Raw genomic sequence first — 14,295 nt, forward strand, 5'->3', positions numbered from 1 at the left:
GCCCTTCGGACAAGCCACATCCCGGACCTACCACCACCCAGCCTAACCACCGTCTCCCAGCCATGTCTTGACATAAAGGGGAGCCATGAGCGTGCATTCGGCCGCGTCTGTCTTCGGCCTGTGATCAGGCTCAGCCCGTGGGCGGGTTCGTGTGCAGGATTTGTTCGGCGATCCAATGCACCCGGGCCGAGGTGATCCCGGTTCGCTTCTCGACAGCCAGCGGATGATCGGTGGGTTCCAGTTCCACGAGTGGTCGGTTGCCGATGGGCTGGGTACGCATAGATCTCTCGTCGAATTAGGACCGTGACTGTCCTATCTCCCCGACATACTCGAATCAGCTGGTGTGGCGCACCGCCGCCGACGTCACCGACATCCTGAATACCCCACCGGTACCGGCAGCGGTGGTTACGGCTACCACTACATACCCTTGCCGTGCACGGTGGAGCCGGAACGCATCATCGAATACCCGAGCGATTTCGAAGAACTCGGCAGCGAGCCGATGGAGCAAACGCGACAGTGGGCGAGCCAGCAGCAAACCGGGATCGATCCGGATGACATCGAGATCTGGTTCATCGACAACATATGCGTTGCACCCGGGTGGAAGGTCGGCGGCCATATCCGGTGGGGCACCACGGACCCCTTTCCACAGCCATGCCCCACCTGTGGTACTGAGACCGAACCGCTGCTCACCGTCGCCTCGTCCGAATGGGACGGCGGAACCCACAGCTGGATACCCTACGAAGATCAGGCCCTCGCAGATGATTACAGCACGACCGTAGGCCCCGACGTCACAATTGCTCGCGGTTACAAGATGATCCTTCGCGTCTGCCCAACGTCACCCGATCACCCCCACATCCAACTGATGCAGTAGGCCCGTAATCAATGGCCAAACCAGTCAGCCTGCGATGGCCACTGACACGGATGTGGTGTCGCGGGCCGGCGTCGCCACCATCTGGCTTCCACGCCCTGGCCACGCGAGTCGGCCCCGGCGTATTTGTGCATGCGTCTGGCTGGGTGGTGCCCCCTGATTCGAACTCGCCCATAGCGTGGAGAACTGTCACCCGTTCGTCGTCGGCGGCGATCCACGAACGGTGCTCGCGCACAACGGGATCCTCGCGCACCCCAGCTCGGGTGATCCGCGCTCGGATAGGCGCATCGCCGCCGAAGACTTGTTGCCGCGGCGCCCGTTCGGGTCGCTGGATTCCTGGGCGGGGCATGAGCGGCTGGAGCGCTGGCTGGGCACCGACCGATGATCCGGGGCAGGACCCCCAAGGCACCCCGACACAGTGGAGCCGCTCTGGACACCTGTTCGATCTGGCCACAACGCCCCGGTTCCGGCGATGGCGAGTTCGACACCTGCCCGCGAACTGGTGGCCACGCTGACAGTCGTCGCTCCGAGTACGCGGGGTGTCGCCCGGTCCGGATCGGGCAGCGTCCGGATCTGCCGCAGTAGCGTCGTCCGGCTGACCGTGGCCGCCAGATGCCGTGTCGTCCGGGCGCCCGGACGACCGCCTAACGGCAGCGCGACCGCACACAACAGGCGTTGCAGAATGTTCGTGCGCTAAACATGCCGCGCCGCCAATCCCGGAACCTGATCGGCGAGAGATCTGTTGCGGATAATGGTCTGCGAAGGTGTCCGCCGGAAAGGACGGTGAAATGCCGCGCAATCGTCGCTCACCCCCCGGTGACGGTGTCTGGCTGTCGTCGTCACAACAACGCGCGTGGATGGCGTATATGCGAGTGCAATTGCGCATGAACTATGAGATCAACCGCCAGTTGCAACTCGACAGCGGTCTTTCGCTCGCCGATTACCACGTGCTCAACGCGTTGAGCTCTGCCCCGGAACACAAGCTCCAGGTCACCGACCTGGCCACGGTGATCGGGTGGGAACGCAGTCGGCTCTCCCACCACCTCCGGCGAATGTGTGAACGTGGCCTCACCGAACGCGTCCAATCGGAGGACGACCGCAGAGCGACCGACGCGGTATTAACCGAGCGTGGCATGGCCGCGATCGCCGAGGCTGCGCCCGGTCACGTCGCGCTTGTCCGGAAATTGTTCTTTGAGCCGTTGCCTGAAGAGCTCGTGCCTTCTTTCATGGCGGCGCTGGAACACATCCAGGCGAGTCTGAACCTCAACTCTTCGCTGCCTCCCCCGCCTATTTGATCGTCACCGACGAACCTGTTGGCACTGGCTCAATCGCTACCGTATCCCCTGGTACGAGGCGCACCGCCCGTACCGCGCCATACGCGGTGGCCCCTGCGACAAACAGCGAACCGGCCACCTCCCAGGACACCTCCGACGGCTTGGGCGTCAACTGGTTTGCCGGCACCGTCACGTATTCGGCGTGACTGGACCGCCGCATGGAGAATCCGATCACCTCGTCGCCGACAGCGAAACCGGTGACGCCGGAAGCGAGTTCGGCCACCACACCCGCCAGGTCGCTGCCCTGCCCGGACGGAAACGTCGCAGGAAAAAGATCGTGCACGGCACCCGCGCGAATCACCGCCTCACTGATATTGATGCCGGCTGCCCTGACCTCGACCAGAGCCTCACCGGCTCCCGGAACAGGGCGAGGCACGTCGCGCACCTCGAGGACGTCGATGCCGCCGTACGAATCGAACTGCACTGCTTTAGACATGTCGTTGGTCATGTGGTGTTCCTTCCCGGAACTGTCGTTGACCAGGCTGTAGGCGCGGTGCTCGAGCCCGGGGTTGGCGCCCTGGGTGTGGCTGATGAGTTGTTGCTGCTTGTGTGGCGCGAAAGGAACGGCTGCCCCAGGTCTGCATGCTTTGTCTCTCGCCCCGATATCCAACAACCGCGAGCGCGGCGAAAATGCGATGCTGTGGTAGCCATCATTTGTTATGTCGCCCATGGGGCGGCATCTTCAGGCGCGCAGTGTCTTCAAGACACCCGCCCAGCTTTCCAGCTGAGCGAACATGGTGGTGGCAGCGTCGTCGTGATGGGCCGCCGGGGCGAAGGTAGTGAAATTCTCGAAGTCGGTGAACAACGAGAAAGCCAATTGTTGACGGACCGTTGCCATCTGCAATTCGGCACAAATGAGGCGAAGGTGCTCGACAGCACGTGCACCGCCGACCGAACCGTAGCCGACGAGTGCGGCGGCTTTGTTCTGCCACTCGGCGTAGAGGTAGTCCAGTGCGTTTTTCAATGCCGCGGATGTCGAGTGGTTGTACTCCGGACTGACGAAGACGAAGCCGTCATAGGGGGCAATGGTGGCGGCCCACGCCTTGGTATGCGCCTTCTGATACTGCCCGAAGCTCGGGGGCATGGCCTCGTCGAGCAGTGGCAGGGGATGATCAGTGAGGTCGACAATGTCGTAGCCCACACCCGAGCGTCCCGCAGCCCTACCGAGAACCCAGTCGGCAACCATGCGGGAGTGGCGGCCGGGGCGCGTGCTGCCGGCGACGATTGCGATCTTCAGTTCCGTCATAACGGCCTCTCTGCGGGACCGCATGCGTGTCATCACTTCGTTGTGACAAGCAAAATCACGGCCCGCGGCTTCGCTGCGTCTTGAAATCGGCGCGAAACCCTCGAGTACCCTCCACAATATCAAGATATTGCGTGACATATCAAGCAATCTTCGGGCCGGACGGAGGCGCTGCCGGTCGGCGACAGCCCTGGTTCAATCGGCGAGAAGGGGCGCTGTGCGCCACATCCGGGCCGGCGATACGCGACAATCGGCAGGTCAGTATGTCGCCGAGGCCGAGATGATCTCGGTCCATTGATCGGGGCGGTGCCCAACCAAGGCGGATGACCTACCGCGCGGACCTTGGGATCACCATCAGGCGGATGCCCACAATCCCCTTGTCGCTCAGGCAAGATGCCTGGCATGAAGGTAATCCTCTTCGGCGCGACCGGCATGATCGGGCAGGGGGTTCTCAACGAGTGCCTCCGAGACGAGCGGGTCGAGCAGGTCCTCGCCGTCGGGCGCAGCTCACTGGGTATCGAGAACCCCAAGCTGCGCGAGCTGGTCCAGCCCGATCCGACCGATCTCTCCGTGATCGCCGGCGAACTGCCGGAGTTCGACGCCTGCTTCTTCTGCCTCGGTGTCTCCTCTGTCGGCATGAAAGAGGAGAACTACCGCCGGATCACCTACGACCTGACCTTGAAGGTCGGTCGCACGCTGGCGGCCGCGAACCCGAAGCTGACGTTCATCTATGTCTCCGGGCAGGGCACCGACAGCACTGAGCAGGGTCGGTCGATGTGGGGGCGGGTGAAGGGGAAGACCGAAAACGATCTGCTCGCACTCCCCTTCCAGGCGTACATGTTCCGGCCCGGATTCGTCCAGCCGATGGACGGTGCGGTTTCCAAGACCCGGTTGTATCGCGCCGCGTACGCAGTCACCGGGCGGCTGATCCCACTGCTCGAGCGGTTGGCGCCGAACGCGGTCAACGACAATCGGGAGATCGGTCGGGCCATGATCGCCGTCGCGGCCTCCGGGGCGGACACTCGTGTGCTAACACCCCGGGAGATCACGGCGCGAGCTACGCCCTAGCTGGTAGTGGAGCATCGGCTCAACGATGATGACACCATCGACATCGGCGGACCGAATCACACTGCGACGCAACGCTATCGGGACATACTCCGCAACCAGAAGGTTCAGCCTGCTCATCGATGGCATGGCGCCAAACGAGCCGGGCGATGTCAAGCCCGGCTGGGGACGCGGCGTCGAGATCCGGGGCGTGACGGAAACCCTGACCGTGGACGTGCCACCGGTCGCGCCGGAGTGGTTCTCCTACGAAATCATTCGCATCCACCCGCGCTGGGTGAAGAGCTGCCACATCGATCCGGACGATCCCGTGGATCTCGCGCCGTCGCGGACGGCAGCACATCACGCTGGGCAAGAACCGCCAGCACAGGAACGGCCCAGGTGTTCACGACATTCCTCACGGGACCGAAGCGCCGACGAGGACCGGCCAATCGACCGATCCAACCGACGCCCGAGACGACGAAAGAGGCACGTGGGCAGGATCTCTGGAGTGCCCGAGTCGGGGTGTCGACCGCGTTGGCGGCTGGAGGGTGGTCGGCGTGCCCGAGACCGCGCCTCAGGTCAGGTGGCGCGTTCCAGGTGGGCGACTCCCCGGCCGGCCAGATCGTCGCTTTGGTCAGGCCCCCTTCGCGCGGAGGGGTACGCGGCCCGCATACCGGCTGAGCATATCGGCACTGGCAGCAGGACCGGCGGCGAAGACGTAGGCGTCACTGTCGTCGAGGCGGCGACCCGTCCTGGCGTCGACGACGACGGGTTCGACCTCTTCGCCGGTATCGGCGGCCACAAGAACCATGCTCCGCTCCTCGGGCGCCAAGCGCGCATTGCCCCACGCGGCCAAGGCCACAAGCACCGGGCGCAGTGAGCGCCCCCGATCGGTGAGCACGTATTCGTAGCGCACCGGATTGGTCTGATAGGGGCGTCGCTCCAGCAGCCCGTCCGCGACCAAGGCCTTCAAGCGTGCTGTGAGCATGCTCGAGGAGATGCCCAGGTTGCCCTGGAACTGGTCGAACCGGGTGTAGCCGTCGAATGCGTCGTGCAGGATCAGCAGTGTCCACCACTCGCCCACCTGCTCCACCGTCGTCGACAGCGGGCACTCCCAATCTTCTGCCCTGATGCGGCTGGCCAAGATGACAACCTCCCGAGTTCCTGCTAATTTCGAAGTTAATAACTTCTATTTTAGCAGTCACTACGTGGGCGACTCACTGTGCCGCGGCCGGGAAAGGACTATGCCCATGACCGAGTCCATCAGCGACTCCCTCGACGGCCGTCGCGCGTTGGTGTCCGGAGGCACCAAGGGCACGGGTGCGGCAATCGCCGCGCGCTTACGTGAAGCGGGCGCGGCTGTGCTCGTCTCCGCCCGCAGCCGCCCCGAGGACGTCGAGGAGAAGACGTTCATCGCCGCCGATCTGAGCACGGCCGAAGGCGCCGAAGCTGTCGTCATCGAGGCGACCGACCGCTTGGGTGGCATAGATATCCTCGTCAATACCCTGGGCGGATCCGAAGCACCTGCCGGGGGATTCGCCGCACTCGGCGAAGAAGACTGGGCCCGTGAGCTGAACACGAACCTGATGGCTGCCGTCCGCCTGGACCGTGGACTGCTACCGGGAATGATCGAGGCGGGCAGCGGCGTGATCGTGCACGTCACCTCGATCCAGCGCCGCATGCCGTTGTGGAACGGTACCCTCGCCTACGCCGCCGCCAAGGCTGCCCTTGCGACCTATAGCAAGGGCTTGGCCAACGAGGTCGCCCCGCAAGGCATTCGGGTCACCGCCGTCTCCCCCGGCTTCACCCAGACCACCGCCGCCGACAACCTGATCGACCGCATCGCCGACGAGGCAGGCATCAGCCGCGACGCCGCCCTCGGAAAGCTCATGGACTCCCTCGGCGGCATCCCTCTCGGGCGACCCAACCGCCCTGAAGAGGTCGCCGAACTGGTCGCCTTCCTCGTCTCCGACCGTGCCGCCTCCATTGTCGGCGCCGAGTACGTCATCGATGGGGGCACCACCCCTACCGCCTGATCCATCACACCGCCGGGAAAGCCATGCACAACATCCAAACCCCCACCATCACCCTGGAACTGCTACCCGAGGTGATCACCCGCTACCTGAGCGCACATCGCGCTCACGACACCGCCACCGCGCTCACTGCGTTCACCAGCGAAGCCACAGTCGTCGACGACGGCCACGCCTACCATGGCTTCGCCGCCATCCAGCAATGGCTCAGCCACTCGGCCACCGAATACACCTACACAATCGAGCCCACTGACGCCCGGGCCGTAGACGCCACCCACTACGTGGTCACCCAGCACCTCGAAGGCGACTTCCCCGGCGGGACCGCAGACCTGCGCTACCAGTTCACCCTCGACGGAAATCGAATCGAACAACTCACAATTGCCTGATCTGCTGGGGAGTGTCGGGTTAACGGCGGCTCTGACCACGGTAGGGGTTAGTTCCCGGTCGGGGTGATCCGACACTCCCCCTGAGCCTCGGCGCCCGTGGGGTGCCGTTAAGGATCGCGTCAGGAGCGGCACCGGCGAGGACGGCGCCACCGAAGTCGACCCGATCAAACTGGGGTCCCGGACCGGACCGCCGAAAATCCAACGAAGTTCGGCCTGCCTCCTGGTAGAAAGTGGGCGATCGAGCGGTTTGCGCCCTCAGCCGGGTGCGCGCAGGAAATCCCCTAGGGCGGCCAGGTCACAGCCAGGAAGCACGAGTCGAGCTGGTGCGGCTACATGGGCGCGGTCGGCACCGCGGCGTTGGGTTCAAATCGCGTCATCGACGTCGATGAGGCTGCAAAGCGCTGCGGTTATGTGCGACGGTATCTCCATGCTCATGCTTGATTACTCGCACCGGTTCGGTTGCTAAGTCCGGTATGAACGAGGCATCTTCACGTCCGCCGCCTTCGGGAGACATCCTTGGACGACATACTGTCGAAGGCTTCGCGATTCGGACCCGTAAGAACCTTGACTTCATGCACGAGGCGCATGAAGCGGGTTTCGACGTCCACATCGTCACCCACCTGGTGAACTCTTTGGTCGGTTTGGTTGTAATCCCATGGGAACGAACGTTGCACGACTCCTATCGGCAACTTGCATTGACCGAACTAGAGCAGAAGAAGTGGCCCGTTTGGGACCACTGTGACAGCGCTCAACCACCGACGACATTGTGGGAGCTGGTCCACAATCTCCGCCATTCAGTCGCTCACGGCCGGGTCGCGTTCTCATCCGACGCCTACACTCTGGGCGAGGTGGAATTCACGTTCACGAACATCCCCCCGCGCAATGGCCCACGGTGGGATGGTCGCATTCAGGGCGATGCCTTGTTCGACTTCTGCCAGCGGCTATCGAAAATGCTCGAGGGCATGGTCGGTTAGTCAACACCGCTTCTTCCTGGATAGGTGCACGGCCCTCGTTATGGACTGCCGCACGCCTGCACATCAAGTGTTCGCGCGCTTGGGGTGAGGGATTGTGTCCAAGTCGTTGGCCAAACGCAGCTCGTCGTGATGGGGGCGGGATCTGTGGGTCAGGCTGCGGCGCGCGTGGTCATGGGGCGGCGGCGCAGGCTCGGGTTCTCGAGGGCTGGGGGTTGATAAGCCTGGTCGAGGGTGCCGATGTCGGTGCCTGGCGGGACGATCTCGTCGATGTTGTCGAGGATGTCGTCGGTGAGGTGACGTCCAGGCGGACAGCAGGCCATCGAGGTGGTCCATGGTGCGGGCGCCGATCAGTGCGCTGGTGACGCCGGGGTGGGCGATGGCGAAGGCCATCGCGAGGTGGGTCGTGGGCAAGCCTGCCTCGGCGGCTGGTGCCGATACCGAAGCGTTGGGTGGTGGACAGGATCTCGCGTTCGATGCCGCGGTTGAGTATGGAGTAGGCCGGCTGCTCGATGTGGAATCGCGCGAGGCCGCGCCGCTCGGCGACCCATTGGGCCTCGACGATGTCGAAGGCGGGGGTTTGCGAGGCGCCGATCGCGCCTACCTTGCCGCTGCGGATCAGGTCCGTCAGTGCCGAGAGGTCCGGCGCGAGCGAGATCTCCGGCGGCCATCATGCCGGTGGGGTCAACACCTCCCACGATGACATCGGCAGAGTTCACAGGCGTGTCCACGACTGCTCCTCGACCGCGGCGATTCCATGGCGGGCTATCAACTCGGCCACCTCACGATGGCTCTAGCCGAATGCCTCACGCAGCACGAACACCGCTCGTTCGCTCGGAGTGAGCCGCTCGGCAAGCACAAGGAACACAAACGACACCGTATCGCGTTGCTCGACGGTCTCCAACGGCCCGAGTCCCGTAACCGTGAACGCTTCACCTGCAGTTCCGCGGGTATTGCAGTGTTGACATACGCTGCCGAACTGCAATGGGACGGCCACTTTTGCAGGTAGCAGGAATACCGGCCCGGGGGAGAGAATAGATGCTTGATGTTATGTGCACGATCAGTATTGGGGTATGTCCCTGACATGCGCCGTGTCCGTTCAGCGGGGTGCCCGAAGCGGGCAGTGCCGTTGTGAATGAACCCTTTGCGCCCGTTTTCGTTGGAATATGGGCAGCCCGCCGAAATCTCGGCCTCGATATCCGATTCGTGACCAGGGGACTCGATGAAACCCACGGTAACGACCAGCCCGGAGTCTGTGGAGCGAGCCGACCTTGAGCCGCCGCCACGTACTGGAGTGTCGACGACCGATACCACCGCTTCGGTCACCGAAAAGCCGAGCCAGGCTAGGCCGCATCGCTGGGGCTTCGGCATCGACGTGGGCGGTAGCGGCGTGAAGGGCGGCGTCGTCGATCTCGGCACTGGGCAGCTGATCGGCGACCGCTTCAAACTCCCGACCCCGCGGCCGGCCACTCCGGAGGCTCTCGCCGACACGATCCGCGAGGTGGCGAAGCATTTCCAGTGGGACGCGCCGCTTGGCGTTACGTATCCGGGTGTGGTCAGCGGCGGCGTAGCCCGTACCGCCGCGCACCTCGACAAGTCTTGGATCGGAGTGAACGCTCAAGAGGTGATCAGCGCCGAACTCGGCGGGCAGCCGGTGACCTTACTCAATGACGCCGACGCGGCGGGATTGGCCGAAGTCCAGTTCGGTGCCGGCAAGGACAACGACGGCGTCATTGTGTTGCTGACGTTCGGCACCGGCATCGGTTCGGCGGTGATCCATAACGGGGTTTTGTTACCCAACACTGAATTCGGTCACATCGAGGTCGGCGGAATGGAGGCCGAGCGTCGGGGTGCCACGTCGGTCAAGGAAAGGCACGCCTGGAGCTACAAGCGGTGGGCCCCGGAGGTGACGAAGGTGCTGGTCGCCATCGAAAACGCGATCTCGCCCGACCTGTTCATCGCCGGTGGCGGGGTCAGCCGCAAGGGCGACAAATGGATTCCGTTGCTGAAGAACCGCACGCCGGTGGTGGCCGCCGCGTTGCAGAACACTGCGGGGATCGTAGGGGCGGCAGTGGCTGCGCGTGGCGATCCAACGCGTGCAACCAGCCCGCTCGGCGGCAGCGGTCGTCTTCGCTGGGCTTGATCAGCAGGACCCGGCCGTCGTAGCGGCGGATGTTGAACCCTTTACATCCCGGGGCTCCTCATCGGCGGATGAGCGCAGGAGGTTGTCGCAGGTTCCCAACGGTGGAGAACCGGTCTACTGACCGTCGCGCTGGAGGCCAAACGCCTGCTTGCCCACACTGACCTGCTAGTTGCCACCATCGGGCGACGCCTCGGCTTCAGCGAATCAACCAACTCCGGCAAGTTCTTCAGTCGCGAACCCAACCATTCACCCGGCGAATTCCGCGCCCGAGGACGAGCATGAATCCAGTGGCCCCCGGCCAACCGGCTGGCCGCTCCCCACCAGGACAACCACAGCGGCTCGCAACGGCTTCCAGCCGATCTGCGATACCGACACCGCTTCATCGAGCACGGTGGCCAACCGGTCGACGAGCCGGCGTAGTGGCGGTTCTCGATCAATTCGGTGAGTGGGAATCCGATCAGGTCCTGATACAAGCGGTACGCAATGACACCATCTTTAACGGCACAGAGCTGAGCCGGGCGTAGCGTGTTCGGGGTCACAAACCGAGCCGGCGACAGGAGCAGCAGCATGGATCTACATCTGTCGGGCAAGACCGCCGTGGTTACCGGCGCCAGCAAAGGTATCGGGCTCGCGATCACCCGGGCGCTGGTGGACGCCGGCGCCCACGTCGTCGCCGGATCACGCAGCCGAGGGCCCGGTCTCGGGACTCTGGAGGAGGCCGGGAAAGTGACCTTCGTATCCGCCGATTTGTCGCAACCCGGCGGTGCGGATGACCTGATCGCGGCTGCGGCAGACCGCGGTGGCATCGACGTACTGGTGAACAACGTCGGCGCGGTCACCGTGCAACCGGGTGGAATCGCGCGCGTTACCGACGACCAGTGGCAGGCATCCTGGGATCTCAATGTGATGGGGACGGTGCGGCCGACCCGGGCAGCTCTGCCACAGATGCATCGCCGTGGCGGTGGATCGATCGTCATCATCGGATCGGTCAACGCGTACTATCCGGACCCCGGGATCTACGACTACTGTGCCACCAAGGCCGCCGTCACCAATTTCGGCAAGGCTTTGTCAAAGGAATTGGGGCCGAATAACATTCGCGTCAACTCCATCAGCCCTGGGCCCGTTACGACGGGGCTGTGGCTCGACGAAGGTGGAGTGGCCGACACGATCGCCGACGCCAGCGGTCAGACCCCCGAACAGGTGCGGTCCGCGACCGCCGGTGCAGCGGCGATGGGCCGGTTCACCACGCCGGAGCAGGTGGCCGACCTGGTCGTGTTCCTGGCCAGCGACCGGTCCGCCAACATCACCGGATCCGATCTGAGGATCGACGGCGGCTTCGTCACCACAATTTGAGGCCGACCAATCGCATGCGTTCGTCCGGTGTAAGTGGCACATGGTGGAGTGCGCCCAGGGCATCGACGACCCGTTCTACTGCATTCCGGGCATCGAGGGGGCGCACGAGAAGGGTGGTGTCGAAGGCCAGATCGGATATTACCGGCGCAACCACTTCGTCCCCGTCCCGCGCGTCGAGTCCCTCGAGGAACTGAACTCACAGGTCGAGCAGTGGGACACCGAGGATCTGGCGCGGCGGATCGGGGCGCGGGCGCGCACGATCGGCGAGCATTTCGCGCTGGAGGCACCGACGCTGAAACGGCTGCCCGCCGAGGAGTTCGAGACCGGGTCGTGGCTGGCCACGCGGGTGGATTGGTATTCGATGGTCGCGGCGCGGACCAACAAATACAGTGTCCCGATCCGGTTCATCGGCCGCCCGGTCCGGATCCTTTTGCACTCGTCCTGGCTGGTCGTCTACGACGGCCGCACCGAGATCGCTCGCCACGAACGCTTGATCGGCAAGGCGTTGACGCGCGTGGAGCTCGATCACTATCTCGAAGCGCTGGTCCGCAAGCCCGGCGCGATGGCGGGGGCGACCGCTCTCGAACAAGCCCGCCAGAGCGGCAAGTTCACCAAAAGCCACGACGCCTGGTGGGCCGCGGTCCGCAAAGCCCACGGCGAGCGTGACGGCACCCGCGCGATCATCGAAGTTCTTCTGCTGCACCGCAGCATGCCCCATGACCAGGTCGTCGCCGGCCTGGACGCCGCGCTGCGCGCGGGAGCGCTGACCGAGGACGCGGTCGCGCTCGAAGCCCGCAAGGCCGCTGAAGCCACACCGCGGCTGGCCCACGTCGTCGATCTCGATGAACCCGACCCTGCTCCGGATCCAGTTGTGTCGCTGACCGCGCGGCGCTTGGCGCACCTGCCGCCTGACACCCGGCCCCTGCCCTCGGTCGCCATCTACGACCAGTTGCTCCGCATCACCAAACCGAGAACCGCCGAAGGGAATCCTTAGATGACCAGCCCGACCCCGCGCCGTCACGGCATGACCGACCAGGCCGCCGACACCGCCGTCGACCAGGCATGCCGGATGCTGAGGCTGCCCAGCATCCGCACCCAGTTCAACGACATCGTCGAAACCGCGACCCGCGACCAGATGAGCTATCGAGCGTTTCTGGCTGAGCTGCTGCTCGTCGAATGCGACGACCGGGCGCGGCGGCGCTCCGAACGGCGCATCCGCGCCGCCGGGTTCCCGCGCGATAAGTCGTTGCGGGCCTTCGACTTCGACGCCAACCCGAATATCGACCCCGCCGTGATCAATACCCTCGCCAATTGCGATTGGGTGAAGAAGGGCACACCGCTCTGCCTGATCGGCGACTCCGGGACCGGCAAGAGTCACCTGCTGATCGCGTTGGGCACCGAAGCCGCGATGCGCGGCTATCGCGTGAAATACACCCTCGCAACGAAATTGGTGAACGAGCTGGTCGAAGCCGCCGACGAGAAGGTGCTGGCCAAGACGATCGCCCGCTACGGGCGAGTCGATCTTCTTTGTATTGACGAACTCGGATATATGGAGCTAGACAAGCGCGGCGCGGAGCTGTTGTTCCAGGTTTTGACCGAGCGCGAGGAAAAGAACCCTGTCGCTATCGCATCGAACGAGGCGTTCTCCGGCTGGTCGAATACGTTTCCCGAACCCAGGCTCTGCGCGGCGATCGTCGACCGCCTCACCTTCGGCGGGCAGATCATCGAAACCGGCACCGACAGTTACCGACTCACCCGCACCGCCGCACTCAACAACGCCGCTACCACCACTGCGCCGGAGCAACCAGTATTCGCGGATGCTCAGCAGTCACTGGAAATCGTGCCCTGACCAGTACTCTATCGGCGTATTACGACACCGGCCCGGCGCCCGAACACAGGCCAGCACCCGGAGGCACAACACCCCGTGACCACACCAGACCCTCATGACCAGGCCCGCCCCCTCTTTTCCGGTCTCACCGGCGACGACGCGATCGAACTCGCCGAGATGCTGACGTTCATCGACAACTGGGCTAACAGGCAGCGACCCGGCCAACTCCAGCGCAGCCGTCTCCGCAGGTTCCCAGCTGTGCCAGTATGGCCGCACTCGGCGATGATCGGCATATGACAACTACTCAACCACCGCGGTGGTGGCTCGGCTGGAAACGGGCTCTGAAAGCGATCGCCGCTATCGCGATTACCATCGTGTGGGGCTTTGCCGGCCTGATCCTCGTCACGATCAACGCGCTTTCTGGCGACTGCGACGTTAGGGCGTCATGGACCAGCCCCAAAACGGCCGACCATGCCGCCGGGACCATCGGCATCGGACTTATCTGGGTTGCCCCCTTCATCGTCGCCGCCGTGCTACGCCGCACTCGGCTGACGCTGGTCCTGGTCGGCTTCGCAGTCGCGATGGCGATCCTTGCCGTATCCAAGAGCGGCTGCGTGGGTATCGCCTGAACCAGGCCATTCACCTTGGGACGGGAGCGAGCTCGACCGCAAATCGAACGGCCGGGCGCGTCAAAGTAGCGAACGTTCGCGAGATCATCGGCACGGGCCGGCAGCACCCCGGGTGGGGCCTGCACGAGCTCCGACACTCCGGGCTGACGCACCTCGGTGAGGCCGGCGCGAGCCTGCTGGCGCTGATCGTCAAGTCACGGCACCGCAAGGCCGAGATCCCGCCCCACGACCTCCACGCCGAGCCTTTCTGACACGCTCAGCCAGGACGCGCCGACCGGGGTGACGTCAAAATTCACGGATACACCCGCCCCGGATCGGCCCCGAGTGACGTCGAAATTCACCGATAAGCGGTGTCAGAATTCGCACTTACGGCGTGCGACACGAGGTCGCACGAGACGAGTGGACCAACCGAAAGGAGGGCCGAGTGATCGGCGGCATGGTCCCGGGATAGTGCCCGCTTCCCGTC

General features: G+C 64.3%; 16 protein-coding genes and 3 pseudogenes. 12 read left to right on the plus strand and 7 right to left on the minus strand.

Translation table 11 applies throughout. From position 1 onward, the window contains the following. Nucleotides 1-130 precede the first annotated feature (130 nt). Nucleotides 131-280, minus strand: a complete 150-nt coding sequence (locus ACFU4Z_RS36265; RefSeq protein WP_379072837.1) for a hypothetical protein — start codon at nucleotides 278-280, stop codon at nucleotides 131-133. A gap of 159 nt (nucleotides 281-439) precedes the next feature. Between ACFU4Z_RS36265 and ACFU4Z_RS36270 the strand changes: the two genes are divergently transcribed. The 3 genes from ACFU4Z_RS36270 (at nucleotide 440) to ACFU4Z_RS36280 (ending at nucleotide 2,163) form a co-directional block, all read left to right on the plus strand. Beyond that, nucleotides 440-871 (plus strand): hypothetical protein, encoded by a 432-nt coding sequence (locus tag ACFU4Z_RS36270; protein ID WP_379072839.1) that lies wholly within the window; start codon nucleotides 440-442, stop codon nucleotides 869-871. Between the two features lie 175 nt (nucleotides 872-1,046). After that, complete coding sequence (locus tag ACFU4Z_RS36275; protein ID WP_379072841.1) at nucleotides 1,047-1,253, plus strand: hypothetical protein; 207 nt, start codon at nucleotides 1,047-1,049, stop codon at nucleotides 1,251-1,253. A gap of 481 nt (nucleotides 1,254-1,734) precedes the next feature. After that, the gene (locus ACFU4Z_RS36280; protein ID WP_379072873.1) at nucleotides 1,735-2,163 is read left to right on the plus strand and encodes a MarR family winged helix-turn-helix transcriptional regulator; all 429 of its coding nucleotides are present in this window, start codon (nucleotides 1,735-1,737) and stop codon (nucleotides 2,161-2,163) included. A gap of 13 nt (nucleotides 2,164-2,176) precedes the next feature. On the opposite strand, the pseudogene ACFU4Z_RS36285 reads toward ACFU4Z_RS36280, so the two are convergent. Further along, nucleotides 2,177-2,638 (minus strand): annotated as a pseudogene (locus tag ACFU4Z_RS36285) (alcohol dehydrogenase catalytic domain-containing protein); the annotation flags it as partial. A 246-nt stretch (nucleotides 2,639-2,884) separates the two neighbouring features. Further along, on the minus strand, nucleotides 2,885-3,586 hold the full coding sequence (locus tag ACFU4Z_RS36290) for an NADPH-dependent FMN reductase (RefSeq protein ID WP_379072843.1): 702 nt from the start codon (nucleotides 3,584-3,586) through the stop codon (nucleotides 2,885-2,887). A 261-nt stretch (nucleotides 3,587-3,847) separates the two neighbouring features. Here ACFU4Z_RS36290 and ACFU4Z_RS36295 point away from each other — a divergent pair, with 261 nt between their 5' ends. After that, on the plus strand, nucleotides 3,848-4,513 hold the full coding sequence (locus ACFU4Z_RS36295) for an epimerase (RefSeq protein ID WP_379072845.1): 666 nt from the start codon (nucleotides 3,848-3,850) through the stop codon (nucleotides 4,511-4,513). 610 nt (nucleotides 4,514-5,123) lie between these two features. Here ACFU4Z_RS36295 and ACFU4Z_RS36300 read toward each other — a convergent pair. After that, nucleotides 5,124-5,633: a winged helix-turn-helix transcriptional regulator gene (locus ACFU4Z_RS36300; RefSeq protein ID WP_379072847.1), complete on the minus strand. Its 510-nt coding sequence runs from the start codon at nucleotides 5,631-5,633 to the stop codon at nucleotides 5,124-5,126. Between the two features lie 106 nt (nucleotides 5,634-5,739). Between ACFU4Z_RS36300 and ACFU4Z_RS36305 the strand changes: the two genes are divergently transcribed. From ACFU4Z_RS36305 to ACFU4Z_RS36315, 3 genes are all read left to right on the plus strand, one after another. Next, on the plus strand, nucleotides 5,740-6,525 hold the full coding sequence (locus ACFU4Z_RS36305; RefSeq protein ID WP_379072850.1) for an SDR family oxidoreductase: 786 nt from the start codon (nucleotides 5,740-5,742) through the stop codon (nucleotides 6,523-6,525). 23 nt (nucleotides 6,526-6,548) lie between these two features. Further along, nucleotides 6,549-6,905: a nuclear transport factor 2 family protein gene (locus tag ACFU4Z_RS36310; RefSeq protein ID WP_379072852.1), complete on the plus strand. Its 357-nt coding sequence runs from the start codon at nucleotides 6,549-6,551 to the stop codon at nucleotides 6,903-6,905. 473 nt (nucleotides 6,906-7,378) lie between these two features. Then, nucleotides 7,379-7,879 (plus strand): HEPN family nuclease, encoded by a 501-nt coding sequence (locus ACFU4Z_RS36315; protein WP_379072854.1) that lies wholly within the window; start codon nucleotides 7,379-7,381, stop codon nucleotides 7,877-7,879. Between the two features lie 149 nt (nucleotides 7,880-8,028). Here the strand turns inward: ACFU4Z_RS36315 and ACFU4Z_RS36320 are convergent, their stop codons facing one another. The 3 genes and pseudogenes from ACFU4Z_RS36320 to ACFU4Z_RS36330 form a co-directional block, all read right to left on the minus strand. Next, a complete protein-coding gene (locus tag ACFU4Z_RS36320; protein ID WP_379072856.1) occupies nucleotides 8,029-8,199 on the minus strand; it encodes a hypothetical protein in 171 nt (56 codons plus the stop codon). A gap of 149 nt (nucleotides 8,200-8,348) precedes the next feature. After that, nucleotides 8,349-8,534, minus strand: a pseudogene (locus ACFU4Z_RS36325) (aldo/keto reductase); the annotation flags it as partial. A 138-nt stretch (nucleotides 8,535-8,672) separates the two neighbouring features. Beyond that, nucleotides 8,673-8,789: pseudogene (locus ACFU4Z_RS36330) on the minus strand (RNA polymerase subunit sigma-24); the annotation flags it as partial. A 381-nt stretch (nucleotides 8,790-9,170) separates the two neighbouring features. On the opposite strand from ACFU4Z_RS36330, the gene ppgK reads away from it, so the two are divergent. From ppgK to ACFU4Z_RS36355, 5 genes are all read left to right on the plus strand, one after another. Further along, on the plus strand, nucleotides 9,171-10,019 hold the full coding sequence (gene ppgK / locus ACFU4Z_RS36335) for a polyphosphate--glucose phosphotransferase (protein ID WP_379072859.1): 849 nt from the start codon (nucleotides 9,171-9,173) through the stop codon (nucleotides 10,017-10,019). 567 nt (nucleotides 10,020-10,586) lie between these two features. Beyond that, complete coding sequence (locus ACFU4Z_RS36340) at nucleotides 10,587-11,372, plus strand: SDR family NAD(P)-dependent oxidoreductase (protein WP_379072862.1); 786 nt, start codon at nucleotides 10,587-10,589, stop codon at nucleotides 11,370-11,372. Nucleotides 11,373-11,412: 40 nt separating this feature from the next. After that, nucleotides 11,413-12,366, plus strand: coding sequence for a hypothetical protein (locus ACFU4Z_RS36345; protein WP_379072865.1), 954 nt, complete (start codon nucleotides 11,413-11,415; stop codon nucleotides 12,364-12,366). Continuing rightward, the gene (gene istB, locus ACFU4Z_RS36350) at nucleotides 12,367-13,221 is read left to right on the plus strand and encodes an IS21-like element helper ATPase IstB (RefSeq protein WP_379072868.1); all 855 of its coding nucleotides are present in this window, start codon (nucleotides 12,367-12,369) and stop codon (nucleotides 13,219-13,221) included. 272 nt (nucleotides 13,222-13,493) lie between these two features. After that, nucleotides 13,494-13,829: a hypothetical protein gene (locus tag ACFU4Z_RS36355; protein ID WP_379072871.1), complete on the plus strand. Its 336-nt coding sequence runs from the start codon at nucleotides 13,494-13,496 to the stop codon at nucleotides 13,827-13,829. Nucleotides 13,830-14,295 lie beyond the last annotated feature (466 nt).

Origin of the sequence: Nocardia sp. NPDC057440, from assembly GCF_042802915.1 — a bacterium.
In the GTDB taxonomy this organism is placed as follows: domain Bacteria; phylum Actinomycetota; class Actinomycetes; order Mycobacteriales; family Mycobacteriaceae; genus Nocardia.

Bases quoted from the DNA above. Each gene is read 5' to 3' on its own strand.
- ACFU4Z_RS36265 (WP_379072837.1), bottom strand. From the start codon at position 280: ATGCGTACCCAGCCCATCGGCAACCGACCACTCGTGGAACTGGAACCC.
- ACFU4Z_RS36290 (WP_379072843.1), bottom strand. From the start codon at position 3,586: ATGTCACGCAATATCTTGATATTGTGGAGGGTACTCGAGGGTTTCGCG.
- ACFU4Z_RS36320 (WP_379072856.1), bottom strand. From the start codon at position 8,199: ATGGCCTGCTGTCCGCCTGGACGTCACCTCACCGACGACATCCTCGAC.
- istB (WP_379072868.1), top strand. From the start codon at position 12,367: ATGACCAGCCCGACCCCGCGCCGTCACGGCATGACCGACCAGGCCGCC.
- ACFU4Z_RS36295 (WP_379072845.1), top strand. From the start codon at position 3,848: ATGAAGGTAATCCTCTTCGGCGCGACCGGCATGATCGGGCAGGGGGTT.
- ACFU4Z_RS36315 (WP_379072854.1), top strand. From the start codon at position 7,379: ATGAACGAGGCATCTTCACGTCCGCCGCCTTCGGGAGACATCCTTGGA.
- ACFU4Z_RS36345 (WP_379072865.1), top strand. From the start codon at position 11,413: ATGGTGGAGTGCGCCCAGGGCATCGACGACCCGTTCTACTGCATTCCG.
- ACFU4Z_RS36310 (WP_379072852.1), top strand. From the start codon at position 6,549: ATGCACAACATCCAAACCCCCACCATCACCCTGGAACTGCTACCCGAG.
- ACFU4Z_RS36340 (WP_379072862.1), top strand. From the start codon at position 10,587: ATGGATCTACATCTGTCGGGCAAGACCGCCGTGGTTACCGGCGCCAGC.
- ACFU4Z_RS36355 (WP_379072871.1), top strand. From the start codon at position 13,494: ATGACAACTACTCAACCACCGCGGTGGTGGCTCGGCTGGAAACGGGCT.
- ACFU4Z_RS36305 (WP_379072850.1), top strand. From the start codon at position 5,740: ATGACCGAGTCCATCAGCGACTCCCTCGACGGCCGTCGCGCGTTGGTG.
- ACFU4Z_RS36280 (WP_379072873.1), top strand. From the start codon at position 1,735: ATGCGAGTGCAATTGCGCATGAACTATGAGATCAACCGCCAGTTGCAA.